The organism is Sinorhizobium numidicum, assembly GCF_029892045.1.
In the GTDB taxonomy this organism is placed as follows: domain Bacteria; phylum Pseudomonadota; class Alphaproteobacteria; order Rhizobiales; family Rhizobiaceae; genus Sinorhizobium; species Sinorhizobium numidicum.
Genome location: NZ_CP120368.1, coordinates 3,042,273 through 3,059,897 on the forward strand (window position 1 = coordinate 3,042,273; position 17,625 = coordinate 3,059,897).

At 61.3% G+C, this 17,625-nt stretch carries 18 protein-coding genes; 8 read left to right on the forward strand and 10 right to left on the reverse strand.

The features are described from left to right. Positions 1 to 134: 134 nt before the first annotated feature. Positions 135 to 926, reverse strand: coding sequence for a DUF3108 domain-containing protein (locus tag PYH37_RS25850; protein ID WP_280734306.1), 792 nt, complete (start codon positions 924 to 926; stop codon positions 135 to 137). Between the two features lie 361 nt (positions 927 to 1,287). Between PYH37_RS25850 and rpmB the strand changes: the two genes are divergently transcribed. Then, positions 1,288 to 1,578 carry a 50S ribosomal protein L28 gene (gene rpmB / locus PYH37_RS25855; RefSeq protein WP_003527451.1) on the forward strand — a complete coding sequence of 97 codons (291 nt, stop codon included), beginning with the start codon at positions 1,288 to 1,290 and terminating at the stop codon, positions 1,576 to 1,578. 241 nt (positions 1,579 to 1,819) lie between these two features. Continuing rightward, positions 1,820 to 2,461 (forward strand): VUT family protein, encoded by a 642-nt coding sequence (locus PYH37_RS25860; protein ID WP_280734307.1) that lies wholly within the window; start codon positions 1,820 to 1,822, stop codon positions 2,459 to 2,461. Positions 2,462 to 2,513: 52 nt separating this feature from the next. Here PYH37_RS25860 and PYH37_RS25865 read toward each other — a convergent pair whose 3' ends face one another. The 4 genes from PYH37_RS25865 to PYH37_RS25880 form a co-directional block, all read right to left on the reverse strand. After that, complete coding sequence (locus tag PYH37_RS25865; protein WP_280734308.1) at positions 2,514 to 3,506, reverse strand: esterase-like activity of phytase family protein; 993 nt, start codon at positions 3,504 to 3,506, stop codon at positions 2,514 to 2,516. 244 nt (positions 3,507 to 3,750) lie between these two features. Further along, positions 3,751 to 5,646, reverse strand: a complete 1,896-nt coding sequence (cobT, locus tag PYH37_RS25870) for a cobaltochelatase subunit CobT (RefSeq protein ID WP_280734309.1) — start codon at positions 5,644 to 5,646, stop codon at positions 3,751 to 3,753. 199 nt (positions 5,647 to 5,845) lie between these two features. Next, positions 5,846 to 6,841: a cobaltochelatase subunit CobS gene (cobS, locus tag PYH37_RS25875; protein WP_280736168.1), complete on the reverse strand. Its 996-nt coding sequence runs from the start codon at positions 6,839 to 6,841 to the stop codon at positions 5,846 to 5,848. Between the two features lie 75 nt (positions 6,842 to 6,916). Further along, a complete protein-coding gene (locus tag PYH37_RS25880; protein WP_280734310.1) occupies positions 6,917 to 7,543 on the reverse strand; it encodes a J domain-containing protein in 627 nt (208 codons plus the stop codon). 125 nt (positions 7,544 to 7,668) lie between these two features. Here PYH37_RS25880 and PYH37_RS25885 point away from each other — a divergent pair, with 125 nt between their 5' ends. Beyond that, positions 7,669 to 7,950 carry a BolA family protein gene (locus tag PYH37_RS25885; protein WP_280734312.1) on the forward strand — a complete coding sequence of 94 codons (282 nt, stop codon included), beginning with the start codon at positions 7,669 to 7,671 and terminating at the stop codon, positions 7,948 to 7,950. A 27-nt stretch (positions 7,951 to 7,977) separates the two neighbouring features. On the opposite strand, the gene PYH37_RS25890 is transcribed toward PYH37_RS25885, so the two are convergent. From PYH37_RS25890 to PYH37_RS25900, 3 genes are read right to left on the reverse strand one after another with little or no spacing between them, the layout of a single operon-like run. After that, the gene (locus PYH37_RS25890; RefSeq protein ID WP_280734313.1) at positions 7,978 to 9,285 is read right to left on the reverse strand and encodes an HlyC/CorC family transporter; all 1,308 of its coding nucleotides are present in this window, start codon (positions 9,283 to 9,285) and stop codon (positions 7,978 to 7,980) included. Continuing rightward, a complete protein-coding gene (aroB, locus tag PYH37_RS25895; RefSeq protein ID WP_280734314.1) occupies positions 9,282 to 10,415 on the reverse strand; it encodes a 3-dehydroquinate synthase in 1,134 nt (377 codons plus the stop codon). Before aroB ends, PYH37_RS25890 begins: the two co-directional genes overlap by 4 nt. Then, complete coding sequence (locus PYH37_RS25900; protein WP_280734315.1) at positions 10,412 to 10,999, reverse strand: shikimate kinase; 588 nt, start codon at positions 10,997 to 10,999, stop codon at positions 10,412 to 10,414. Before PYH37_RS25900 ends, aroB begins: the two co-directional genes overlap by 4 nt. 237 nt (positions 11,000 to 11,236) lie before the next feature. Here PYH37_RS25900 and PYH37_RS25905 point away from each other — a divergent pair, with 237 nt between their 5' ends. The 5 genes from PYH37_RS25905 to PYH37_RS25925 all read left to right on the forward strand — a co-directional run bounded on the left by PYH37_RS25905 (position 11,237) and on the right by PYH37_RS25925 (position 15,269). Next, a complete protein-coding gene (locus tag PYH37_RS25905; RefSeq protein ID WP_280734316.1) occupies positions 11,237 to 11,386 on the forward strand; it encodes a hypothetical protein in 150 nt (49 codons plus the stop codon). Continuing rightward, entirely contained in the window at positions 11,383 to 12,324 is a 942-nt protein-coding gene (xerD, locus tag PYH37_RS25910) for a site-specific tyrosine recombinase XerD (RefSeq protein WP_280734317.1), read from the forward strand. Before PYH37_RS25905 ends, xerD begins: the two co-directional genes overlap by 4 nt. Positions 12,325 to 12,385: 61 nt before the next feature. Beyond that, a complete protein-coding gene (locus PYH37_RS25915) occupies positions 12,386 to 13,339 on the forward strand; it encodes an acetyl-CoA carboxylase carboxyltransferase subunit alpha (protein ID WP_280734318.1) in 954 nt (317 codons plus the stop codon). Positions 13,340 to 13,593: 254 nt separating this feature from the next. Continuing rightward, positions 13,594 to 15,018 (forward strand): L,D-transpeptidase family protein, encoded by a 1,425-nt coding sequence (locus tag PYH37_RS25920; protein ID WP_280734319.1) that lies wholly within the window; start codon positions 13,594 to 13,596, stop codon positions 15,016 to 15,018. After that, positions 15,018 to 15,269, forward strand: coding sequence for a sulfurtransferase TusA family protein (locus tag PYH37_RS25925; RefSeq protein ID WP_280734320.1), 252 nt, complete (start codon positions 15,018 to 15,020; stop codon positions 15,267 to 15,269). Before PYH37_RS25920 ends, PYH37_RS25925 begins: the two co-directional genes overlap by 1 nt. Here the strand turns inward: PYH37_RS25925 and PYH37_RS25930 are convergent. Both PYH37_RS25930 and PYH37_RS25935 read right to left on the reverse strand, forming a co-directional pair. Then, the gene (locus PYH37_RS25930; RefSeq protein ID WP_280734321.1) at positions 15,266 to 16,408 is read right to left on the reverse strand and encodes a CobW family GTP-binding protein; all 1,143 of its coding nucleotides are present in this window, start codon (positions 16,406 to 16,408) and stop codon (positions 15,266 to 15,268) included. The genes PYH37_RS25925 and PYH37_RS25930 overlap by 4 nt on opposite strands. 12 nt (positions 16,409 to 16,420) lie before the next feature. Next, positions 16,421 to 17,500, reverse strand: a complete 1,080-nt coding sequence (locus tag PYH37_RS25935) for a D-alanyl-D-alanine carboxypeptidase family protein (protein ID WP_280734322.1) — start codon at positions 17,498 to 17,500, stop codon at positions 16,421 to 16,423. Between the last annotated feature and the right edge of the window lie 125 nt (positions 17,501 to 17,625).

Consider the following 17,625-nt stretch of genomic DNA (forward strand, 5'->3'; position numbering starts at 1 on the left):
CGCGCCGCATGCTTGTTTCGCATTGTTAGAACCGCATCGCGGAAAACGACGCAAGGGTTTTCCGCTGCCACGTCAACTTATAAAGGATCTACCGCTCTTCCGCGATTGGAAGCGCGACGGCCTACCGGCTAGTTTCATCCGCCAAAGCGTGTCGCCGATATGGTTACCGGGCCGAGCTTGGTCGGAATGCGGAGGTAGACCGGTGCGTAGACGTCGACAGTTTGGGCTTTTGCGAACCAGACTTCCATGGTTGCTAGGCGGCGGAGATATTCGACATCCTCGCGCCCCTTCCTGTAGCCCGCCTTCGGCACGAAGCGGACGCCGCAAACGATCACCTCGCCCTCGAAGCCCTTGGTTCTGAAAATTCTCGTCCCCCTGGGCGAAAGTTGGATATCGAGCCGCGATTCGCCGTCGAAGATCGGCAGGGTATTGGGGCAGATGCGGCTCCTCGCCGGAATGATCAGCCCGGAAAGCGGATCCAACACGTTTCGCATGTCGCGACTCGTGACCGGCACCCAGTTCTTCGGCAGCGGGTTACGCTTCGGGGTCATGCTCGCTTGAACGACGTTGCCGTTGCGGAAGGTCACGTTGATCGCGCGGGCCTTCCTGCCGCTGCGGTAGGACATGGAATATTCGGTGGCGCGAAGACGATCGCGCCCGACCACGCCGGAAACGCGCGTCTGCCCCGAAGTTCGGCTGATGATATCGGCGAGCCCGGCCGACCTCAGCGTGCCCGAAATCGTGTAGCGATTCTTTTCAACCTCGGTGTAGAACGAGGCCCGTGCCACCGGGAGACCGGCAAGCGAGATGCTATAGTCCGTCTGATGCTCGATATCTGCAGCGGGAGACGCTGTGGAAAACATGATGGCGGCCAGCAGTGCCGGCGCGTGAAAGCCAATGCGCAACTTCATGCCCGATTGCCCCATTCCTTCTAAGCTGTCGCAATCCCTTGAGATGCAGGCGGTTTGCGGCTTTTCTAGGCCAATTCCTCAAAATCCGCGCGACCGCCGACGCTGACGCCACGCATGGTTCCAGCGAAGAGTAGCGCATCCCAGAACGTCTTGGAATTCGGCCTACACCGCGCTACTGTGGCAGGCATCGCTGCTTGATCTTGCAAAGCCATCGCGAAAAGTGCTGGTTTTTCGGGAACGCGCAGGTTTGGCTTGACTGGCGAGCCGCCACTGACTATAGAACCGCGACTTTCCAATAATGGCCAACAGGAACGCGGCCTGGGCTCTAGGCCCGCTACCGCATTGTCCGGCGGCGATAAAAGAGAATAGGTGTACCATGTCCCGTAGTTGCGAATTGACCGGCAAGGGCGTCCAGTCGGGCAACAATGTCAGCCATGCCAACAACAAGACAAAGCGCAAGTTCCTGCCGAACCTGTGCAACGTCACGCTGATTTCCGATGCTCTCGGCCAGCGCTTCCGCCTGCGCGTTTCCGCTGCCGCTCTCCGTTCGGTCGAACACCGCGGCGGCCTCGACGCCTTCCTGCTGAAGGCCGATGAGAACGAGCTGAGCATGCGCGCTCGCCTGCTGCGCCGCCAGATCGTCAAGAAGGCTGCTGAAGCAGCCTGACCGGCGCCCAGCACGTCCGACAAGAGCTTGAAGGCTTGCGGGCTCGTCCGGCAAGCCTTTTTCTTGTGTCGCCACATATTCATCCGCCGGCGCGCCCGGCTACAGCGCCGTGCGTCTTTTCAGACGCACAAAGGTCGCTGTAGCACTTCGAATTGCTGCATGTTTGTATCCTAAATCGGAGCCGATTTAGGATACATGCAGTAGGCTTTCTCCAACTGGTGGCATCACCCAGGATAAAAAAATGCTGATCAACCGCACGTTCTTTATCTATGTCGCGCTGATGACCCTCGTGGTCGTGGCCTCGAATTTTCTCGTCCAGTATCCGTTGCCGGGCTCCATGGCCGGCATGCAGCTCGGCGATCTTTTGACCTGGGGTGCCTTCAGCTATCCCTTCGCCTTTCTTGTTACCGACCTGACGAACCGACACTTCGGGCCGCAGGTCGCACGGCGGGTCGTGATTGCCGGTTTCGTTGCCGCCATCGCCCTTTCCTTCTTCGCCGCAACGCCGCGAATTGCGATCGCCTCGGGCTCGGCATTCCTGCTCGGGCAGCTTCTTGACATCTCCGTCTTCAACAGATTGCGGCGCCAGAGCTGGTGGCGCGCGCCCCTCGCCGGCTCTCTCATCGGCTCGGCGCTGGACACGGCCATGTTCTTCTCCTTCGCCTTCGCGCCGTCTTTCGTCTTTTTTGGTCCGAACGACGGTTTCGCGCTGGAAGCGGCTCCCTTGTTCGGTCTACTCACGCCCGACGCGCCGCGCTGGATTTCCTGGGCGCTCGGCGACCTCGCCGTCAAGATCCTTTGCGGCGTTGTCCTGCTGCTGCCCTATGGCGCGCTGATGAGCGTCATCAAGCCGATGCCGGTCGCTGCGGCCCGGGCGGTGTAACGAGCCGCCCGGCGCCGACGACTCTTTTGAGCGGGGCCAGCAGGCCCCGTTTCTATTTGGCCAAGCGGAATTCGAGCATAAGGTTGCGCTCGAGGATCGAGTGATTGTCGTCGGAAACGACGATCACCCGGATATCGCCATCGCTCCGTGCGATCACATCGAGCCCTTCCATATTGTCGATCTGATAGGCCATATCCGCCTGGAGCAACACCTCGCCATTGACGACGGCACCCGGCCGAATGTCTTCGGCCGCTATTCGCCGAATGCGCATGCCGAGACCGGAGGCGAGATTGAACCGGCGTTCCAAGAGCAGCAGGTCGCCATTCGGCAGGAAAGCACCATCGGTGACCGAGTAGGGATCCTCGCGGGCCACCGTGAAAGCACCCTTCATCGGGCCCTCCAGAATGCCCGCCAGGAGGTTGCCGGCTTCGTCGACGCTGCGCTCCGACACCACGACCGCGGCACCGGCGAGCGGCCCCTCTTTCGGCGCTATGGCAATCGTCTCCAGACCGCCGTTGCTGCGCAATTCCTCAAGCGGAAACGGCAGCCTCATCTGGGCTATGGGCCTTGAATGCGCGAAACCCGGATCGGGATAGACCTCGATGCGGGACAATTGCTCGAAGCTCGCGATCGCCTGCCCTTCGCGCAAAGCCAATCCCTCCGAATCCACCCTCCATTTCTCGAGCTGCGCCCTGCCGCTTCCATCGGTCATGGAGGTCGCCTTCAGATCGGTAAGCCCCGCAAGCCTGCCCGCATCATCTCGGATAACGGCCCCTTCGACCCAATGACCGGTGTCCATGACCGCAACGAAGCTATCGCCATCCGGGCGAAACCGGATTGCCGAAATAGCACCGAGCAGCGGATTGGGCGAAGTCATCTCGATCCCGCCGATGAATTCGAGCCTGCCGAACACCGTCTCGTCGGAGCCGACCCTGAATTGCGATATCTGCCGGCTCTGAACCGGCACGATCTCGCTTGCAGGCACCGCGCGGGCGGCCACCGTTGACGCCAGCAAGAAAAGGACGGCAAGACTTCGGCAGAGCATCTGGGGACCTTCCGAGGAGGATAAGGCAGAATAAGGCGGGAGCGGCTTTGCCGCTCGCAAGCGAACGGCGAAACCTTCGTAGACGGGAGCAATTGCTGCATGATTCCCCGTAAATCGTGACTGATCTGAGGGTAAATCATGCGCTCATTCAAAGTGGCATAGCGACCTTGATGCGCCTCAAAGGAGGTAGCGTCGCTGACGAGAGACTTAAATCCGGCTCATGGCGGATGCGGCGCATCCCGTCCTAGCCGGCGCGCCGCATGCGTCCCGAACGACGAGTCAAGCTTTCATCCTCGAAGAGCGCCGCAAGCTGTTCCGTCATGGCGCCCGCCAGCTCGTCAGCGTCGACGATCGTCACGGCGCGGCGGTAGTAGCGGGTGACGTCGTGACCGATCCCGATCGCCAGAAGTTCGACCGGCGAGCGGGTTTCGATCTGCTCGATGACGGCGCGCAGATGGCGCTCGAGATAGTTGCCCGGGTTCACCGACAGCGTGGAATCGTCAACCGGCGCGCCATCCGAGATCATCATCAGGATGCGCCGCTGTTCCGACCGCGCCAGCAGGCGGTCATGCGCCCACATCAGCGCTTCGCCGTCGATGTTCTCCTTGAGCAGACCCTCGCGCATCATCAGTCCAAGATTGCGCCGCGCGCGGCGCCAGGGCGCATCGGCGGACTTGTAGATGATGTGCCGAAGATCGTTGAGACGCCCCGGCGACTGCGGCTTTCCGCCGGCCAACCATTTCTCGCGGGATTGCCCGCCTTTCCACGCCTTGGTGGTAAAGCCGAGGATCTCGACCTTGACACCGCAGCGCTCCAGCGTGCGGGCGAGAATGTCGGCGCAGGTGGCCGCAACGGTAATCGGCCGGCCGCGCATCGAGCCGGAATTATCGATCAGCAGCGTAACAACGGTATCGCGGAAGGTCGTGTCCTTCTCCCGCTTGAAGGAGAGCGGTTGCATCGGATCGATGATGATGCGTTGCAAGCGCGCGGTATCGAGATAGCCTTCCTCCAGGTCGAACTCCCAGGACCGGTTTTGTTGCGCCATCAACCGGCGCTGCAGGCGGTTGGCGAGACGGCCGACGGCCCCTTGCAGATGGGCAAGCTGCTTGTCGAGGAAGGCACGCAAGCGATCGAGCTCCGCCTCGTCGCAAAGCTCTTCGGAGGTGACTATCTCGTCGAACTCCCGCGTGAACACCGCATAGTCCACCTTCTCGTTGAAATCCGCGAAGGGGTGGCTGGGCCGCTTGACCTCGCCGGGTGTCTCGCTCTCCTCGTCGCCCTCGTCCTGAAGGTCGTCGTCGGAAATCTCCGCGCCGTCCATCTCGCCTTCTTCCATCTGCTCCTCGGCAGACTGGTTTTCATCGGCGGGTGCGGCATCGGACCCCTGCTCCTCGTCGCTTGCGTTCTCGTCCTGCTCCTGGCTGCGCGGCTGGTCCTCGTCGGTCTCGTTCTCCTGCTCATCCGGTTCGATGTCGTCTTCGCCGTATTTCTCGGCGACATCCATCGAAGAGAGCATGTGGCGCACCACGCGAGCGAAGGCCTGCTGATCATTGATCGTGGCCGGCAGGCCGCGCATGTCCGCCGCTGCCTTCTGTTCGATGAAATCGCGCCAGAGATCGAGCACCTTCCCGGCTGACGCAGGCGGTTTCTCTCCGGTGAGCTTTTCCCGCACGAGGAGCGCCACCGCCTCTTCCAGAGGTGCATCTGCCTGGTTTTCGATCGCCGCGAAATTCGCCTTGGCGTATTTCTCCTCGAGCATCGAGGAGAGATTGTCGGCAACACCAGCCATCCGGAGCGCACCGATAGCCTCGACGCGCGCCTGCTCGACGGCATCGAAGATCGCGCGCGCATCCGCCCCCTGCGGCGACATCGTCGCGTGGATGCGCGCATCATGGCAGGCCTTGCGCAGGGCCATGGAATCGCCGAGGCCGCGCGCAACCGCAAGCTCCTGCCGGGTCGGGCGCTTGGAAAGTTCCGGCAGACGGATGCGCTCGCCCGCCATGCCCGGACGCTCGTTAGCGAAGGCAACCTCGAGCTCTGCATCGCCGGCGATCGACCGGACGCAGCCGGAAAGCGCCCGCTTGAACGGTTCAGCGGCGTTTTCCCTCGTGTTCGGTTTCGCCTTGGAATTCGAGCTCACAACAGTTCCTTCTTTCAGCCCGATCAGCTGACATCCGAGCGCATCATCAGGTTAGCCCCACTGCATGGTTCTTAAATCGGAACCGATTTGACGATAAACCATGCAGCATTTCAAAGTGTTACAGCGGCCTTTGTGCGTCTTAAGACGCGCGGCGCTGAAAGCCGCAGTCCGGCCTCAAATCGAGCCCGGCGTTGGGGCCTCAGGCGGTGGCTTCCAGCACGATATTGGCGGCGCTTTCCTTGAGCTCGACGCCAAAGGCGCGCTGGTAATGTTCGGCGACCAGCGCCCGCTCCAGCTCGTCGCACTTGTTGAGGAAGGTCACGCGGAAGGCAAAGGCGATGTCACCGAAGATATAGGCATTCTCGGCCCAGGTGATCACGGTGCGCGGGCTCATGACGGTCGACAGGTCGCCATTGATGAAAGCGGCGCGGGTCAGATCGGCGACCCGAACCATCTTCGATACCGTCTCGCGGCCCTTGTCGGCAGTGAAGCCCTTGACCTTGGCGGCAACGATGTCGACTTCCTTGTCGTGCGGCAGATAGTTGAGCGTCGTGACGATTGACCAGCGGTCCATCTGTGCCTGGTTGATCTGCTGGGTACCATGATAGAGGCCGGTGGTGTCGCCGAGGCCAACGGTGTTGGCGGTCGCAAACAGCCGAAAGGCCGGATGTGGGCGAATGACGCGGCTCTGGTCGAGCAGGGTCAGGCGACCGGAGGACTCGAGCACGCGCTGAATGACGAACATGACGTCCGGGCGGCCGGCGTCGTATTCGTCGAAGACGAGCGCGACATTGTGCTGGTAGGCCCAGGGCAGGATGCCGTCCTTGAATTCGGTGACCTGCAACCCGTCCTTGACGACGATTGCATCCTTGCCGACGAGATCGATACGGCTGACATGGCTGTCGAGATTGACGCGCACGCAGGGCCAGTTCAGCCGCGCCGCGACCTGCTCGATATGCGTCGACTTGCCGGTTCCGTGATAGCCGGCAACCATGACGCGTCGGTTATGGGCAAACCCTGCAAGAATGGCGAGCGTCGTCTCGCGATCGAAGAGATAGTCCGGATCGAGATCGGGCACATAGGCGTCACCCTTCTTATAACCGGGAACGCGCAAATCCGTATCAATCCCAAAAACCTCCCGGACAGAGATCGTCGTGTCGGGGAGGTTGGAAATATCGAGGTCAATCTTGCTCATCATGTCTCCAGAGCGGCCGCCGGAGGGCACCCGCGCATTCGCCTGCAAAAGTGCTTCATGTAATAGTCCGCGTTGTTAGCAGAAGCCAGCCTGTTTTAACAATTGATAGGCTTGAATAACCGCCCGAAAACGGTCTTCCGATCCCCTGTCGCCGCCATTTGCATCGGGATGATGCTTCTTGACGAGATCCTTGTAGGCGGCCTTGATATCGGCAGACGTTGCCGCGGCTCCGAGCCCGAGTGTTTCGAAGGCCTTGGCTTCGAGCGTCTTCAGCTTACGCAGGCGCGGTTCATGCCGGGCGGCTCGGGCGCGCGCCTCGCTGAAAAAGCCGAACGGATCGCGCAGGCGCGCCTGCGCACCGGCAGTGCCGGAACGCATCTGCGACTGGCTGGGACCATTGCGGGCATTCTTGTTGACGCCGACAGTCCAGGTGGGGCGATGGCCGGTCAGCGCTTCCTTCTGATAACGCGCGATTTCGGTGTCGGAGAGCCCGGAGAAATAATTGTAGCCCTTGTTGTATTCCTTCACGTGCTCGAAGCAGAACATGAAATATTCGCCCTCGGCATTGCGGCCGACGGGAGCCCGATGCTGCGCGTTCTTGTCGCAACCGTCCCACTGGCATACCGGCGCAGACGGCTCTGCGCGCGGCTCCACCTTGCGGCGCGTGCGGATGCGATCGAAGTATTTGGAATCGAGTTTCATGGCTCACATTATGGGGTTTGCAGAGGGTCACAACAAGAATTGACAAAGCTGAATGTTGCTGGCTTTGTGCGAGTATTTTGCGGCTTTGAGCGGTACCGCAGCAAACAAGGAAATGGGACGGAAGCATGTCGCTGCAAAGCCGGATCGAACAGAAGCTCGTGGAAGCCTTCCATCCGGAACGTCTGGCGGTGATCAACGAGAGCGGCCAGCATGCGGGGCACCAGCCGAGTTTCGACGGCGGCGGCGAAACCCATATGCGCATACGGATCGTTGCCAGCGCTTTTGCGGGCATGAGCCGCGTTCAGCGTCACCGCGCGATCAATGACCTGCTGAAGCCGGAGCTCGATGCCGCCCTGCACGCGCTGGCAGTCGAGGCGGCAGCACCCGGAGAGCCTACGCGCTGGTGAGGTGGACCGCCATTCCCAGTCCACCTGCTACGCGAGCGGCTGATCATCCTCTGCAGGGCGGATGCGCAACTTGGTAATCCGGTTCCTGACGCGTTTCATGACGATGAAGCGCTTACCGTAGAAGGTGAAGGCCTGCCGCTCTTCCGGAATGCTCTTCGACTCATGGATGACGAGACCGGCGACCGTCGTTGCCTCTTCGTCCGGCAGCGACCAGTCCAGCGCTCGGTTGAGGTCGCGGATCGGCACCGATCCATCGACGACGATAGAGCCATCGGCCTCCTGCCGCACACCCTGAATGTCGAGGTCATGCTCATCGGCGATATCGCCGACGATCTCCTCGAGGATGTCCTCGAGCGTGACGAGACCCTGAACCTGGCCATATTCGTCGACGACGATGGCGAGGTGCAGCTTGCGCCGCAGAAACGCGTTGAGCTGGTCCTTGAGGTTGGTGGTGTCCGGCACGAACCACGGCTTCTGCGCGATCTTCACGATGTCGAGGTTCTCAGGCTCGACGTCCGGCTCGGCCAGCGCCCTCAAAAGATCCTTGGAATGGACGACGCCAATGATGTTATCGGTGGATCCGCGCCAGAGCGGCAGCCGCGTGAAGGGACTTTCGAGGATATCCCGCACGCAGACCTCCGGGGGATCATCGGCGTTTATCGCCCGCATCGCGGTGCGATGGATCATGATGTCGGAGACTTCAAGCTCGCCGAGGTCGAGAACGCCGCCAAGCCGGTCGCGGTCCGCCTTGATCACGGATCCTTCGCGGTGAAGCAGATTGACCGCACCCCGCAATTCCTCATGCGCCGTAAGCATCGGCATGTCGGATGAAAGGTTCACGCCAAAAAGGTGCAGAATGTGCCGGACGATCGCATTGACAAGAGTGGATAGAGGACCGGCGACGGCAACGAAGGGCCTCACGACCGGCGCCACGGCGAGCGCGAACCGATCCGGCGACGCGATTGCCCAGCTTTTCGGCAGAACCTCGGAAAAAATCACGAGCAGCACCGTCATGGCGAGCGTCGCAATCGCCACGCCGGAATCGCCGAAGAGACCGATCAGCAGGCTCGTCGTCAGCGATGAGGCGAGAATGTTGACGAGGTTGTTGCCGATCAGCAGTGTCCCGATCAAACGGTCGCGTCGCTCGATCAGGCGATTGACGATACCGGCGCGCTCGTCGCCGTTGCCCTCCAGCATATGCATCCGCGACCGCGAAGCCGCGGTCAGCGCCGTCTCCGAGCCGGAGAAAAAGGCGGAGAACACGAGAAGGCAGACGACCGAAACGAGAGAAAGCCAGTATTCTGCCAGAAAGGCCAGGAATGCGTCGGCGGTCATCGGGGGTGCTTTTCTCTGAGGAAGCTCAGCACTTCGGAGGTTGGGACGTCGTCGGCGACGAAGGATTGGCCGATGCCTCGCGTGAGAATGAAGGTGAGTTTGCCGCCTTTTACCTTCTTGTCCTGGGCGATCGCGTCCATCAACCGCTCGGCCGGCGGCAGCGTGCCAGGGATATCGGCCATCCGCGTCGGCAGGCCGACAGCCTTGAGATGGGCAGCCACACGCGCAGCATCGTCGGGGCTTGCCAGGTTCATGCGGGCGGAAAACTCGTGCGCCAGCACCATACCGATCGCCACGCCCTCCCCGTGAACCAGCCGTCGACTGTCATACTCGGTCGCTGCCTCCAGCGCATGTCCGAACGTATGGCCGAGATTGAGCAGTGCGCGCAGGCCGTTTTCGCGCTCGTCCGCTGCGACGACGTCTGCCTTCGCCTGGCAGCTGACGGCGATCGCCTCGATCCGGGCAGGCCCGCCGGCAAACACCTCCTGCCAGTTCTGTTCGAGCCACCGGAAGAAATCCGGTTTGTCGATAAGACCGTATTTGGCGACCTCGGCATAGCCGGCGCGGAACTCGCGCGGGCTCAAGGTGTCGAGCACATCCGTGTCGGCGAGAACGAGATCCGGCTGGTGAAAGACGCCGATCAGGTTCTTGCCATACGGCGAGTTGATCCCGGTCTTGCCGCCGACCGAAGAGTCGACCTGCGCCAACAGCGAAGTCGGAATCTGAATGAAGCGCGAGCCGCGACGCACGATGCCGGCCGCGAAGCCGGTGAGGTCGCCGATGACGCCGCCGCCGAGCGCGATCACCGCGTCGTTGCGCTCGATCCTCGCGCCGAGCACGGCTTCGCAGACGGTGATCAGATGCTCGAAGCTCTTGGTCTTTTCCCCGGCCGGCAGAACGAGGGAAACGGCATCGATATCGTTTCCTTTAAGGCTCGCCATCAACGGCTCAAGGTAGCGCGGCGCGACGTTCTCGTCCGTAATGACGGCCATCTTACGGCCCTTGAGGCGGGACGCGATCTCCTTGCCCGCAGCAGCGATCAGGCCGGGGCCGATGAGGATATCGTAGGAACGATCCCCGAGGTGTACGCGGACCTTGCGTTCGGCTGCGGGGATTAGATGGCTGTTCATGGCTTCTGGGCTTTCTGGTGGTCAGCGATGGCAGCGAGGACTTCCTCCACCATCGTTTCCTTTTTTACGTCGCGAGAGAGGACCGTAAGATCTGCCTCGGCATAGATCGGATAGCGCGCGCGCATCAGGTTTTCGAGTGTCTGCTTGGGGTTCTCGGTCTTCAGCAGCGGGCGCGTGTCGCGTTTGTTCACCCGTTCCCAGAGCACGTTGAGGTCGGCATTGAGCCAGACCGTCAAGCCGCCTTTTTTGATATGCCGGCGGGAGCGTTCATTGATATAGGCGCCGCCGCCGGTCGAAACCACCCGCGGCCCCGATCTTAGCAGCCGCTTCAGCACGCGTGCTTCAAGGGCGCGGAACTCCTCCTCGCCATAGGTGGCGAAAAGGTCGCTGACGGTCATGCGCGAGACCCGCTCGATCTCATGGTCGGAATCGACGAAGGGAATGCCGAGCGCCTGAGCCGTCAACCGACCGATCGCCGATTTTCCCGCGCCCATCAGTCCGATGAAAACGAGATTGCGCCTACCGAGGGCGAGCTTCGCCCGTTCGGCAAGCGTCTCGGAAACCGGTTCGGTCACGTCGTTCATTGCGTTTCATATTCCCCGTTTTACTCCGTATCGACAAATCGACGGGGAGCGTCAAGTCGCCGCGCGTTCGCCTGCGGCGCTTCTTGAACTTGGCGACAGGGCCGTTCATATAGATCGCGCATCCGCTACGGCGCCGCGCATCTACTCAGACGCGGAAGGTTACTGTAGCACTTTGAACGGCTGCATGATCTGTCCTTAAATCCTCTCCGATTTAAGCAACATGCAGGGGAGACTGAAATGCCGACGCTGTTCCGGTTCCTGTTTTTCTGCGCCGTTATGGCCGGCGTGATCTATGGCACGATGATTGCGCTCGTCACCCTCGTCGAACCGGTTGAGCGGGACGTGACGGTGCGCATTCCCTCCGAACGGGTCAACAAAACGCAATGACCGACCTTTCGGCCGCCCACCTCGAAGCCTTCCTTGAAATGATGAGCGCCGAACGCGGCGCGGCTGTGAACACGCTGCAGTCCTACGAGCGCGACCTTGAAGACGCGCTTTCGTTCCTGCGGGCGCGTGGCACGCGATTGACCGATGCCTCCGCCGATGATCTGAGGAGCTATCTTTCACACCTTGCCGGCCAAGGCTTCAAGGCGTCGTCGCAGGCGCGCCGCCTGTCGGCGCTGAGGCAATTCTACAAGTTTCTCTATGCCGAAGGACTGCGCGGCGACGACCCGACGGGAATCCTCGACGCGCCGAAGAAGGCACGCGCGCTGCCGAAGACGCTCACCATCGAGGACGTCACGCGGCTGATCGGTCAGGCGGAAGCCGAAGCCGCCTCTGGCGGCGAGGACACGTTGGCCAGGCTGCGCATGCATGCGCTGATCGAGCTTCTCTACGCGACCGGCATGCGCGTCAGCGAGCTGGTCTCGCTGCCGGCAAGCGTGCTGGCGCAGAACGGGCGCTTTCTCGTCATCCGCGGTAAGGGCAACAAGGAAAGGCTGGTGCCGCTGTCGCAGGCAGCGATCCGCGCCATGCGAGCCTATGGCGATGCGCTACGCAAGACGGCTGACGAGGCCGAGAGCCCTTGGCTCTTCCCCTCCTACGGCAAGAGCGGCCACTTGCCGCGCCAGGTATTCGCCCGCGACCTCAAGGGGCTGGCGGCGCGAGCGGGAATAAGGATCGCGGCGATTTCGCCGCACGTGCTCCGCCATGCCTTCGCCAGTCATCTGCTCGCCAATGGCGCCGACCTTCGCGCCGTGCAGGAGCTGCTCGGCCACTCGGACATTTCAACGACACAAATCTATACACATGTGCTGGAACAACGGCTGCATGACCTCGTGCAAAACCATCACCCCCTTGCCAAACAGGCGAAAAAACAGGATTAGGACCGCCGGGCAGGTTGGCTTTGCCGGTCTTCCTTGTCGCAATTGATCGGAAACGCATCTCATGCACAACTATCTCGACTTCGAAAAACCCATCTCTGATCTTGAAGGCAAGATCCTTGAGCTGAAGAAGCTTGCCAGCGAAGATGAGAGCGTGAACACCTCCGACGAGATCGCGCGACTTGAGGTGCGTGTCCGCGATGCCATGGCCGAGATCTATTCCAAGCTGTCTCCCTGGCAGAAGACCCAGGTGGCCCGCCATCCGTCGCGCCCGCATTTCCTCGACTATGCGGCCGACCTCTTCACCGAATTCACGCCGCTTGCCGGCGACCGGCAATTTGCCAATGACGATGCGATCCAGGCAGGGCTCGCCCGTTTCCGTGGCATGCCCGTCGCCATTCTCGGCCAGGAAAAGGGCAACGACACCAAGTCGCGCATCAAGCACAATTTCGGCAGCCCGCGGCCGGAGGGTTATCGCAAGGCGATCCGGGTCATGGAGATGGCCGATCGTTTCGGCCTGCCGCTGATCACGCTGGTCGACACCGCCGGCGCCTATCCCGGCGTCGGCGCCGAGGAACGCGGCCAGGCCGAGGCGATCGCCCGCTCCACTGAAATGTGTCTCAACGTCAAGGTGCCGATCGTCACCGTGGTGATCGGCGAAGGCGGCTCCGGCGGCGCGATCGCGATCGCGACCGGCAACCGCGTCTACATGCTGGAACATGCGATCTATAGCGTGATTTCACCGGAAGGGGCGGCTTCCATCCTCTGGCGCGATTCAACGCGTGCGAAGGAGGCGGCCAGCAACATGAAGATCACTGCCGAAGACCTGAAGTCGCTCGGCATCATCGACGGCATCATCCCCGAGCCGGTCGGCGGCGCGCACCGCGATCCGCAGTCGGTGATCAGCCGCACCGGCACTGTAATCGCCGACGCACTCAAGGAACTCTCTCGGCGCAATGGCGATGAGCTGCGGGCGGATCGTCGGCAGAAATATCTGAATATCGGTCGCAGCCTTTAAAATCAGATGCCGGAACCGCGCGGTTTTCTTCGTTCCGGCAATGAACCATTGCGATTATCCCGGCACGATCGGCAACCAGAAATCGGACTGTGGCCAAATCTTGGCCATATTCGTGCGGTCATGAAAGATGGCGTGCGCAGGGGGATCCTGCAGGGTTAAGATTTCGTGAAGAATAATCGCTTACTGATTCGTTGACACCCTTCCCGGTGGAGGCGGTGCTCATGGTGGATTTTGGTTAAAACGGGCTTCTGCGGATGCGTTTCAGGAATCTTGTTGTCATCGCCGCTGTCGTAGCCGCGCTTGCCGGCTGCACCAACGAGACGCTGGACACGGTCAACCTCTCTTCGGTCAAGAGCAAGACCGACTATCAGCTTTCGAGCAAGATGGTCAGCAAGATGCGCGAACTGGGGATGCAGAAGACGTCGCCGATAGCGCTGCGCATCTTCAAGGAAGAAGGCACGCTCGAAGTCTGGAAGGCCAATACGGCGAACCGGTTCCAGCTTTTGAAGAGCTATAAGATTTGCGCCTGGTCCGGCAAGCTCGGACCCAAGGTAAAGGAAGGCGACCGGCAGGCGCCGGAGGGATTCTATCCACTGTACCCGCATCAGATGAATCCCAATTCGAGCTATTACCTGGCGATCAATACTGGCTATCCCAATGCGTTCGACAAGGCCAACGGCCGTTCCGGCACGCATCTGATGATCCATGGCGCCTGCTCTTCCTCGGGTTGCTATTCGATGACCGACGAGCAGATCATCGAGATCTTCGCGCTCGCGCGCGACGCCTTCAAGGGTGGGCAGGAGAGCGTTCAACTGCAGGCCTTCCCCTTCCGCATGACGGCGGAGAACATGGCGCGCCACCGCAACAATCCGAATATCGAATTCTGGAAGATGCTGAAGGCCGGTTACGACCAGTTCGAAGTCACCAAGCGCCCGCCGGCAGTGAATGTCTGCGAAGGGAAATACGTCTTCAACCAGCAGACCGACGGCAAGTTCAACCCGGCCGGTCAATGCCCCGCCATGTCGACGCCGCCGGCGCTGCAGATGGCCATGGCGAACTTCGAGAAGGACTATCGGCGCGACTACGATAAGGCGCTGAAGAAGTTTGAGGGCATGGTCTGGTATGAGCCGAGCGAGGCGGAGCGCAAGGCGATCGTTGCCGAGCAGCGAAAGGGTCGCGAGCTCGCCTATGCGCCGACCGGCAATTCCCTCGACGCCGGCAAGCTGATGAAGGTGAGCGACCTCGAAAAGAAGCTCGCCGAACAGAAGGCCGCCGAGGAAGCCAAGCAGGCGGCGCTGATCCAGAAGGAAGCGCTTGAAAAGGCAACGCGAGACGGCGCAAACGTGCCGGTGCCGCAGGAGAGCCCCATCGAGCGTCCGGTTCAGCAGGCCGCCGTCGAGACGGCACCCGCGAGGAAATCCTTCTGGAACCTGTTCTCGAAAGCCGAGCCTCAGACCGCAGCGCCACAGCCGCAGACACCGCAGCAGCAGCCTGCCGTACAACAGACGGGGGCGGACCCGCAGACGCCAGCGGCCGAGAAGCAGCCGGGCACCGCACCGGCAGAGGCCAATGCGCAGGCAGCCGCAACGCCGGCAGCGAATGCGGCGGCGACAACCCATCAGCCGGTCACAGAAGAGCAGCCGAAAAAGCGCCCCTTCTGGAAGATCTGGGGCAATTGATGTCGGACGAGCGGAAACCAGCCGAAGAGAAAATCGTCTACGATCTGAGGGGGCTTAAGTGCCCCCTTCCCGTTTTGAAGACACGGAAGCGCATGGCAGCGCTGGCACCCGGCGCTCTGATCGAAATCGAGACGACCGATCCTATGGCGGTGATCGATATTCCGCATTTCTGCAACGAGGATGGACACCAGCTCGAAACAGCGGAGCCGACAGAAAGCGGCCACCGCTTCCTCATCCGCAAGAAAATCTAAAAGGTCATCCCGGGAATCGCGAGGGGATTATCTGCGAGAGCCTGTGCATCCGGGCGATCCACTGCCGGCTTGCCGGTGAAAGCATCGAAGAGGTCGCGTACGAAATCTTCCTCAAGACCCTTGGTAATGAGGACCATCCGCGTGCGGCGGTCGGCGGGATCCGGCCAGGCAGAAAGCCGTTCTGGAGCATGAAAGACGCTCTGCACCCCGTGGAGCACCAGCGGCCGTTCCGGATTAGCCGTCACTGAAACGATCGCCTTCATGCGCAAGAGCTTCTCACCGTGGGCCGAGCGCAGGAGATCGATGAACATTTCCAGCGCCATCGGTTCGATCGGCCGGTCGTGAACGATGCTGAACGAGCGGATATCCGAACCGTGGCGATTAACGTCATGGTGGTGATGGTGGTGATGCCCGTGGCGATGATCATGGCCATCGTGATCATCGCCGTGATGGTGGGCCGCACTCGTCTCGTCCTGCAGCCAACGGCCGACATCGGCGACCTTCGTCGATGGATCGTAGAGGCCGCAGGCAAACAGCTCCGCGCGCGCAGCCTCGTCCGTGTCGCCGTCGATGATCGGCGCGCGTGGATTGAGTTCTCGGAGCTGTTCCGAAAGGGCGCCGAGTTGCTCGCCATTCGCGAGCTTGGCCTTGCTGATCACAAGCCGATCGGCGACCGCCACCTGCTTTGCGGCTTCCACGTGATTTGCGATCGTCTGCAGGCCATTGACGGCGTCCACGACGGTGACGACACCATCGAGCCGGAAGTTCTGCGCGATTACCGGATTGCCGAGAACCGATTGCAGCACCGGCGCCGGATCGGCAAGGCCCGTGGTCTCGATGACGACACGCCGCAACGGCTTGATCCGGCCCGTCTGCATACGGTCCACCAGATCGGCCAGCGTATCGACGAGCTCGCCGCGCACCGTGCAGCACAGGCAGCCATCGGAGAGTTCGATCACTCCGTCGCTCGAAGCCTCGACCAGCAGATGGTCGATCGAGACGTCGCCAAACTCGTTGATGATGACCGCTGTATCGGCGAGGTCCGGATCCCTCAGCAATCGATTGAGAAGGGTCGTCTTGCCGGCACCGAGAAAGCCGGTGAGGATAGATACCGGCACGACCGGCAAAGGACCGCTCATGGCAGACTCCGCTTAAAGGCTCGGGCGAGGAACGGGGATCGGGATATTGGCGACATCGCCCTGTCCTGTGGCGTCCTTGGCGACCTTGGCGCTCTTGTCGCTGCTACCCGGCATGAGCCCGGCGAAGGTGAGCTTCAGCGGGCGGTTGAGCTCGCGGATATAGGGAGAGAGCAGCTTCTGCCGGCCGGCTTCGTCGCGGCCTTCGCTGCGCACCTTCGCCGCCTGTTTCGAGCAGATCTCTTTGCTGACGTCGGCAACCAAGTCGCGAGTCTCCCCATAAGGCGCAATCTGCACCAGCGAGGGTTTGCCCGCGTTGTTTGTCGTCAGTGCCATCTGCAGCAGCCGGGCCGATTCGTCGGCCCGCGCGCCAAGACTGTCTTCGCCAAGAACCACCGAAACGACGCTGCGGCCAGCCCTCGTTGCCGACGAGACCTGGTTGAAGCCAGAGGCGCAGATGAATCCGGTCTTCATGCCGTCCGCACCTTCGAAGCGGCCGATCAGCATGTTGTAATTCGCATAGTCCTTCTTGCCGGTGGTGAAACCCTCCAGCGAGAAATAGGCCGAGTATTCCGGAAATTCGCGCTTAAGCGTGATCGCCAGGACCGCCAGATCCCGAGCCGTCGTGTACTGGCCCTGCCCCGGCAATCCGTTGGCATTGATGAAATGCGACGACGTCATACCGATGCGGCGTGCCTCGGCATTCATCCGGTCGATGAAGGCCTGCTCCGATCCGCCGACCGTTTCGGCGATCGCCACGGCGACATCATTGGCTGACTTGACGAGCATCATCTTCAGAGCACTGTCGAGCGTCATCGCCTGGCCGGGCTTGTAGAACATCTTGCTCGGCGGCTCGGACGCGGCGTTCTTCGTCATGATTACCGGGCTTTCCAGCGTCAATTGCCCGGATTTGATGGCCCGAAACGTCGTATAGGCCGTCATCAACTTGGTCAGCGACGCCGGATACCATTTCTGGAAAATATCCTGATGCTCGTAAACCTTCAGCGAGTTGACATCGACGACGAGCCGCGGATTGGCGAGTGCCGGCAGTGCCATCGCCGAAAATGCCGCACAGGCAACCACGAGAGCGCCCATCGCTCCTACCCTGTTGCGCGTCGAGAATCCACCTGTCACCACTATTCCAACCTCGAAATTCCGGAGTTGCCTCGTACTGTCCCGCTATTTAGCCTATATGGCGAGGAAATGGCAAAGCCCATTCA

What these genes read in the sequence shown, in the direction of transcription:
- PYH37_RS25850 (WP_280734306.1), bottom strand. Translation starts at nt 926, where the DNA reads ATGGGGCAATCGGGCATGAAGTTGCGCATTGGCTTTCACGCGCCGGCA.
- rpmB (WP_003527451.1), top strand. Translation starts at nt 1,288, where the DNA reads ATGTCCCGTAGTTGCGAATTGACCGGCAAGGGCGTCCAGTCGGGCAAC.
- PYH37_RS25860 (WP_280734307.1), top strand. Translation starts at nt 1,820, where the DNA reads ATGCTGATCAACCGCACGTTCTTTATCTATGTCGCGCTGATGACCCTC.
- PYH37_RS25865 (WP_280734308.1), bottom strand. Translation starts at nt 3,506, where the DNA reads ATGCTCTGCCGAAGTCTTGCCGTCCTTTTCTTGCTGGCGTCAACGGTG.
- cobS (WP_280736168.1), bottom strand. Translation starts at nt 6,841, where the DNA reads ATGAGCAAGATTGACCTCGATATTTCCAACCTCCCCGACACGACGATC.
- PYH37_RS25880 (WP_280734310.1), bottom strand. Translation starts at nt 7,543, where the DNA reads ATGAAACTCGATTCCAAATACTTCGATCGCATCCGCACGCGCCGCAAG.
- PYH37_RS25885 (WP_280734312.1), top strand. Translation starts at nt 7,669, where the DNA reads ATGTCGCTGCAAAGCCGGATCGAACAGAAGCTCGTGGAAGCCTTCCAT.
- PYH37_RS25890 (WP_280734313.1), bottom strand. Translation starts at nt 9,285, where the DNA reads ATGACCGCCGACGCATTCCTGGCCTTTCTGGCAGAATACTGGCTTTCT.
- aroB (WP_280734314.1), bottom strand. Translation starts at nt 10,415, where the DNA reads ATGAACAGCCATCTAATCCCCGCAGCCGAACGCAAGGTCCGCGTACAC.
- PYH37_RS25900 (WP_280734315.1), bottom strand. Translation starts at nt 10,999, where the DNA reads ATGAACGACGTGACCGAACCGGTTTCCGAGACGCTTGCCGAACGGGCG.
- PYH37_RS25905 (WP_280734316.1), top strand. Translation starts at nt 11,237, where the DNA reads ATGCCGACGCTGTTCCGGTTCCTGTTTTTCTGCGCCGTTATGGCCGGC.
- xerD (WP_280734317.1), top strand. Translation starts at nt 11,383, where the DNA reads ATGACCGACCTTTCGGCCGCCCACCTCGAAGCCTTCCTTGAAATGATG.
- PYH37_RS25915 (WP_280734318.1), top strand. Translation starts at nt 12,386, where the DNA reads ATGCACAACTATCTCGACTTCGAAAAACCCATCTCTGATCTTGAAGGC.
- PYH37_RS25920 (WP_280734319.1), top strand. Translation starts at nt 13,594, where the DNA reads ATGCGTTTCAGGAATCTTGTTGTCATCGCCGCTGTCGTAGCCGCGCTT.
- PYH37_RS25925 (WP_280734320.1), top strand. Translation starts at nt 15,018, where the DNA reads ATGTCGGACGAGCGGAAACCAGCCGAAGAGAAAATCGTCTACGATCTG.
- PYH37_RS25930 (WP_280734321.1), bottom strand. Translation starts at nt 16,408, where the DNA reads ATGAGCGGTCCTTTGCCGGTCGTGCCGGTATCTATCCTCACCGGCTTT.
- PYH37_RS25935 (WP_280734322.1), bottom strand. Translation starts at nt 17,500, where the DNA reads ATGGGCGCTCTCGTGGTTGCCTGTGCGGCATTTTCGGCGATGGCACTG.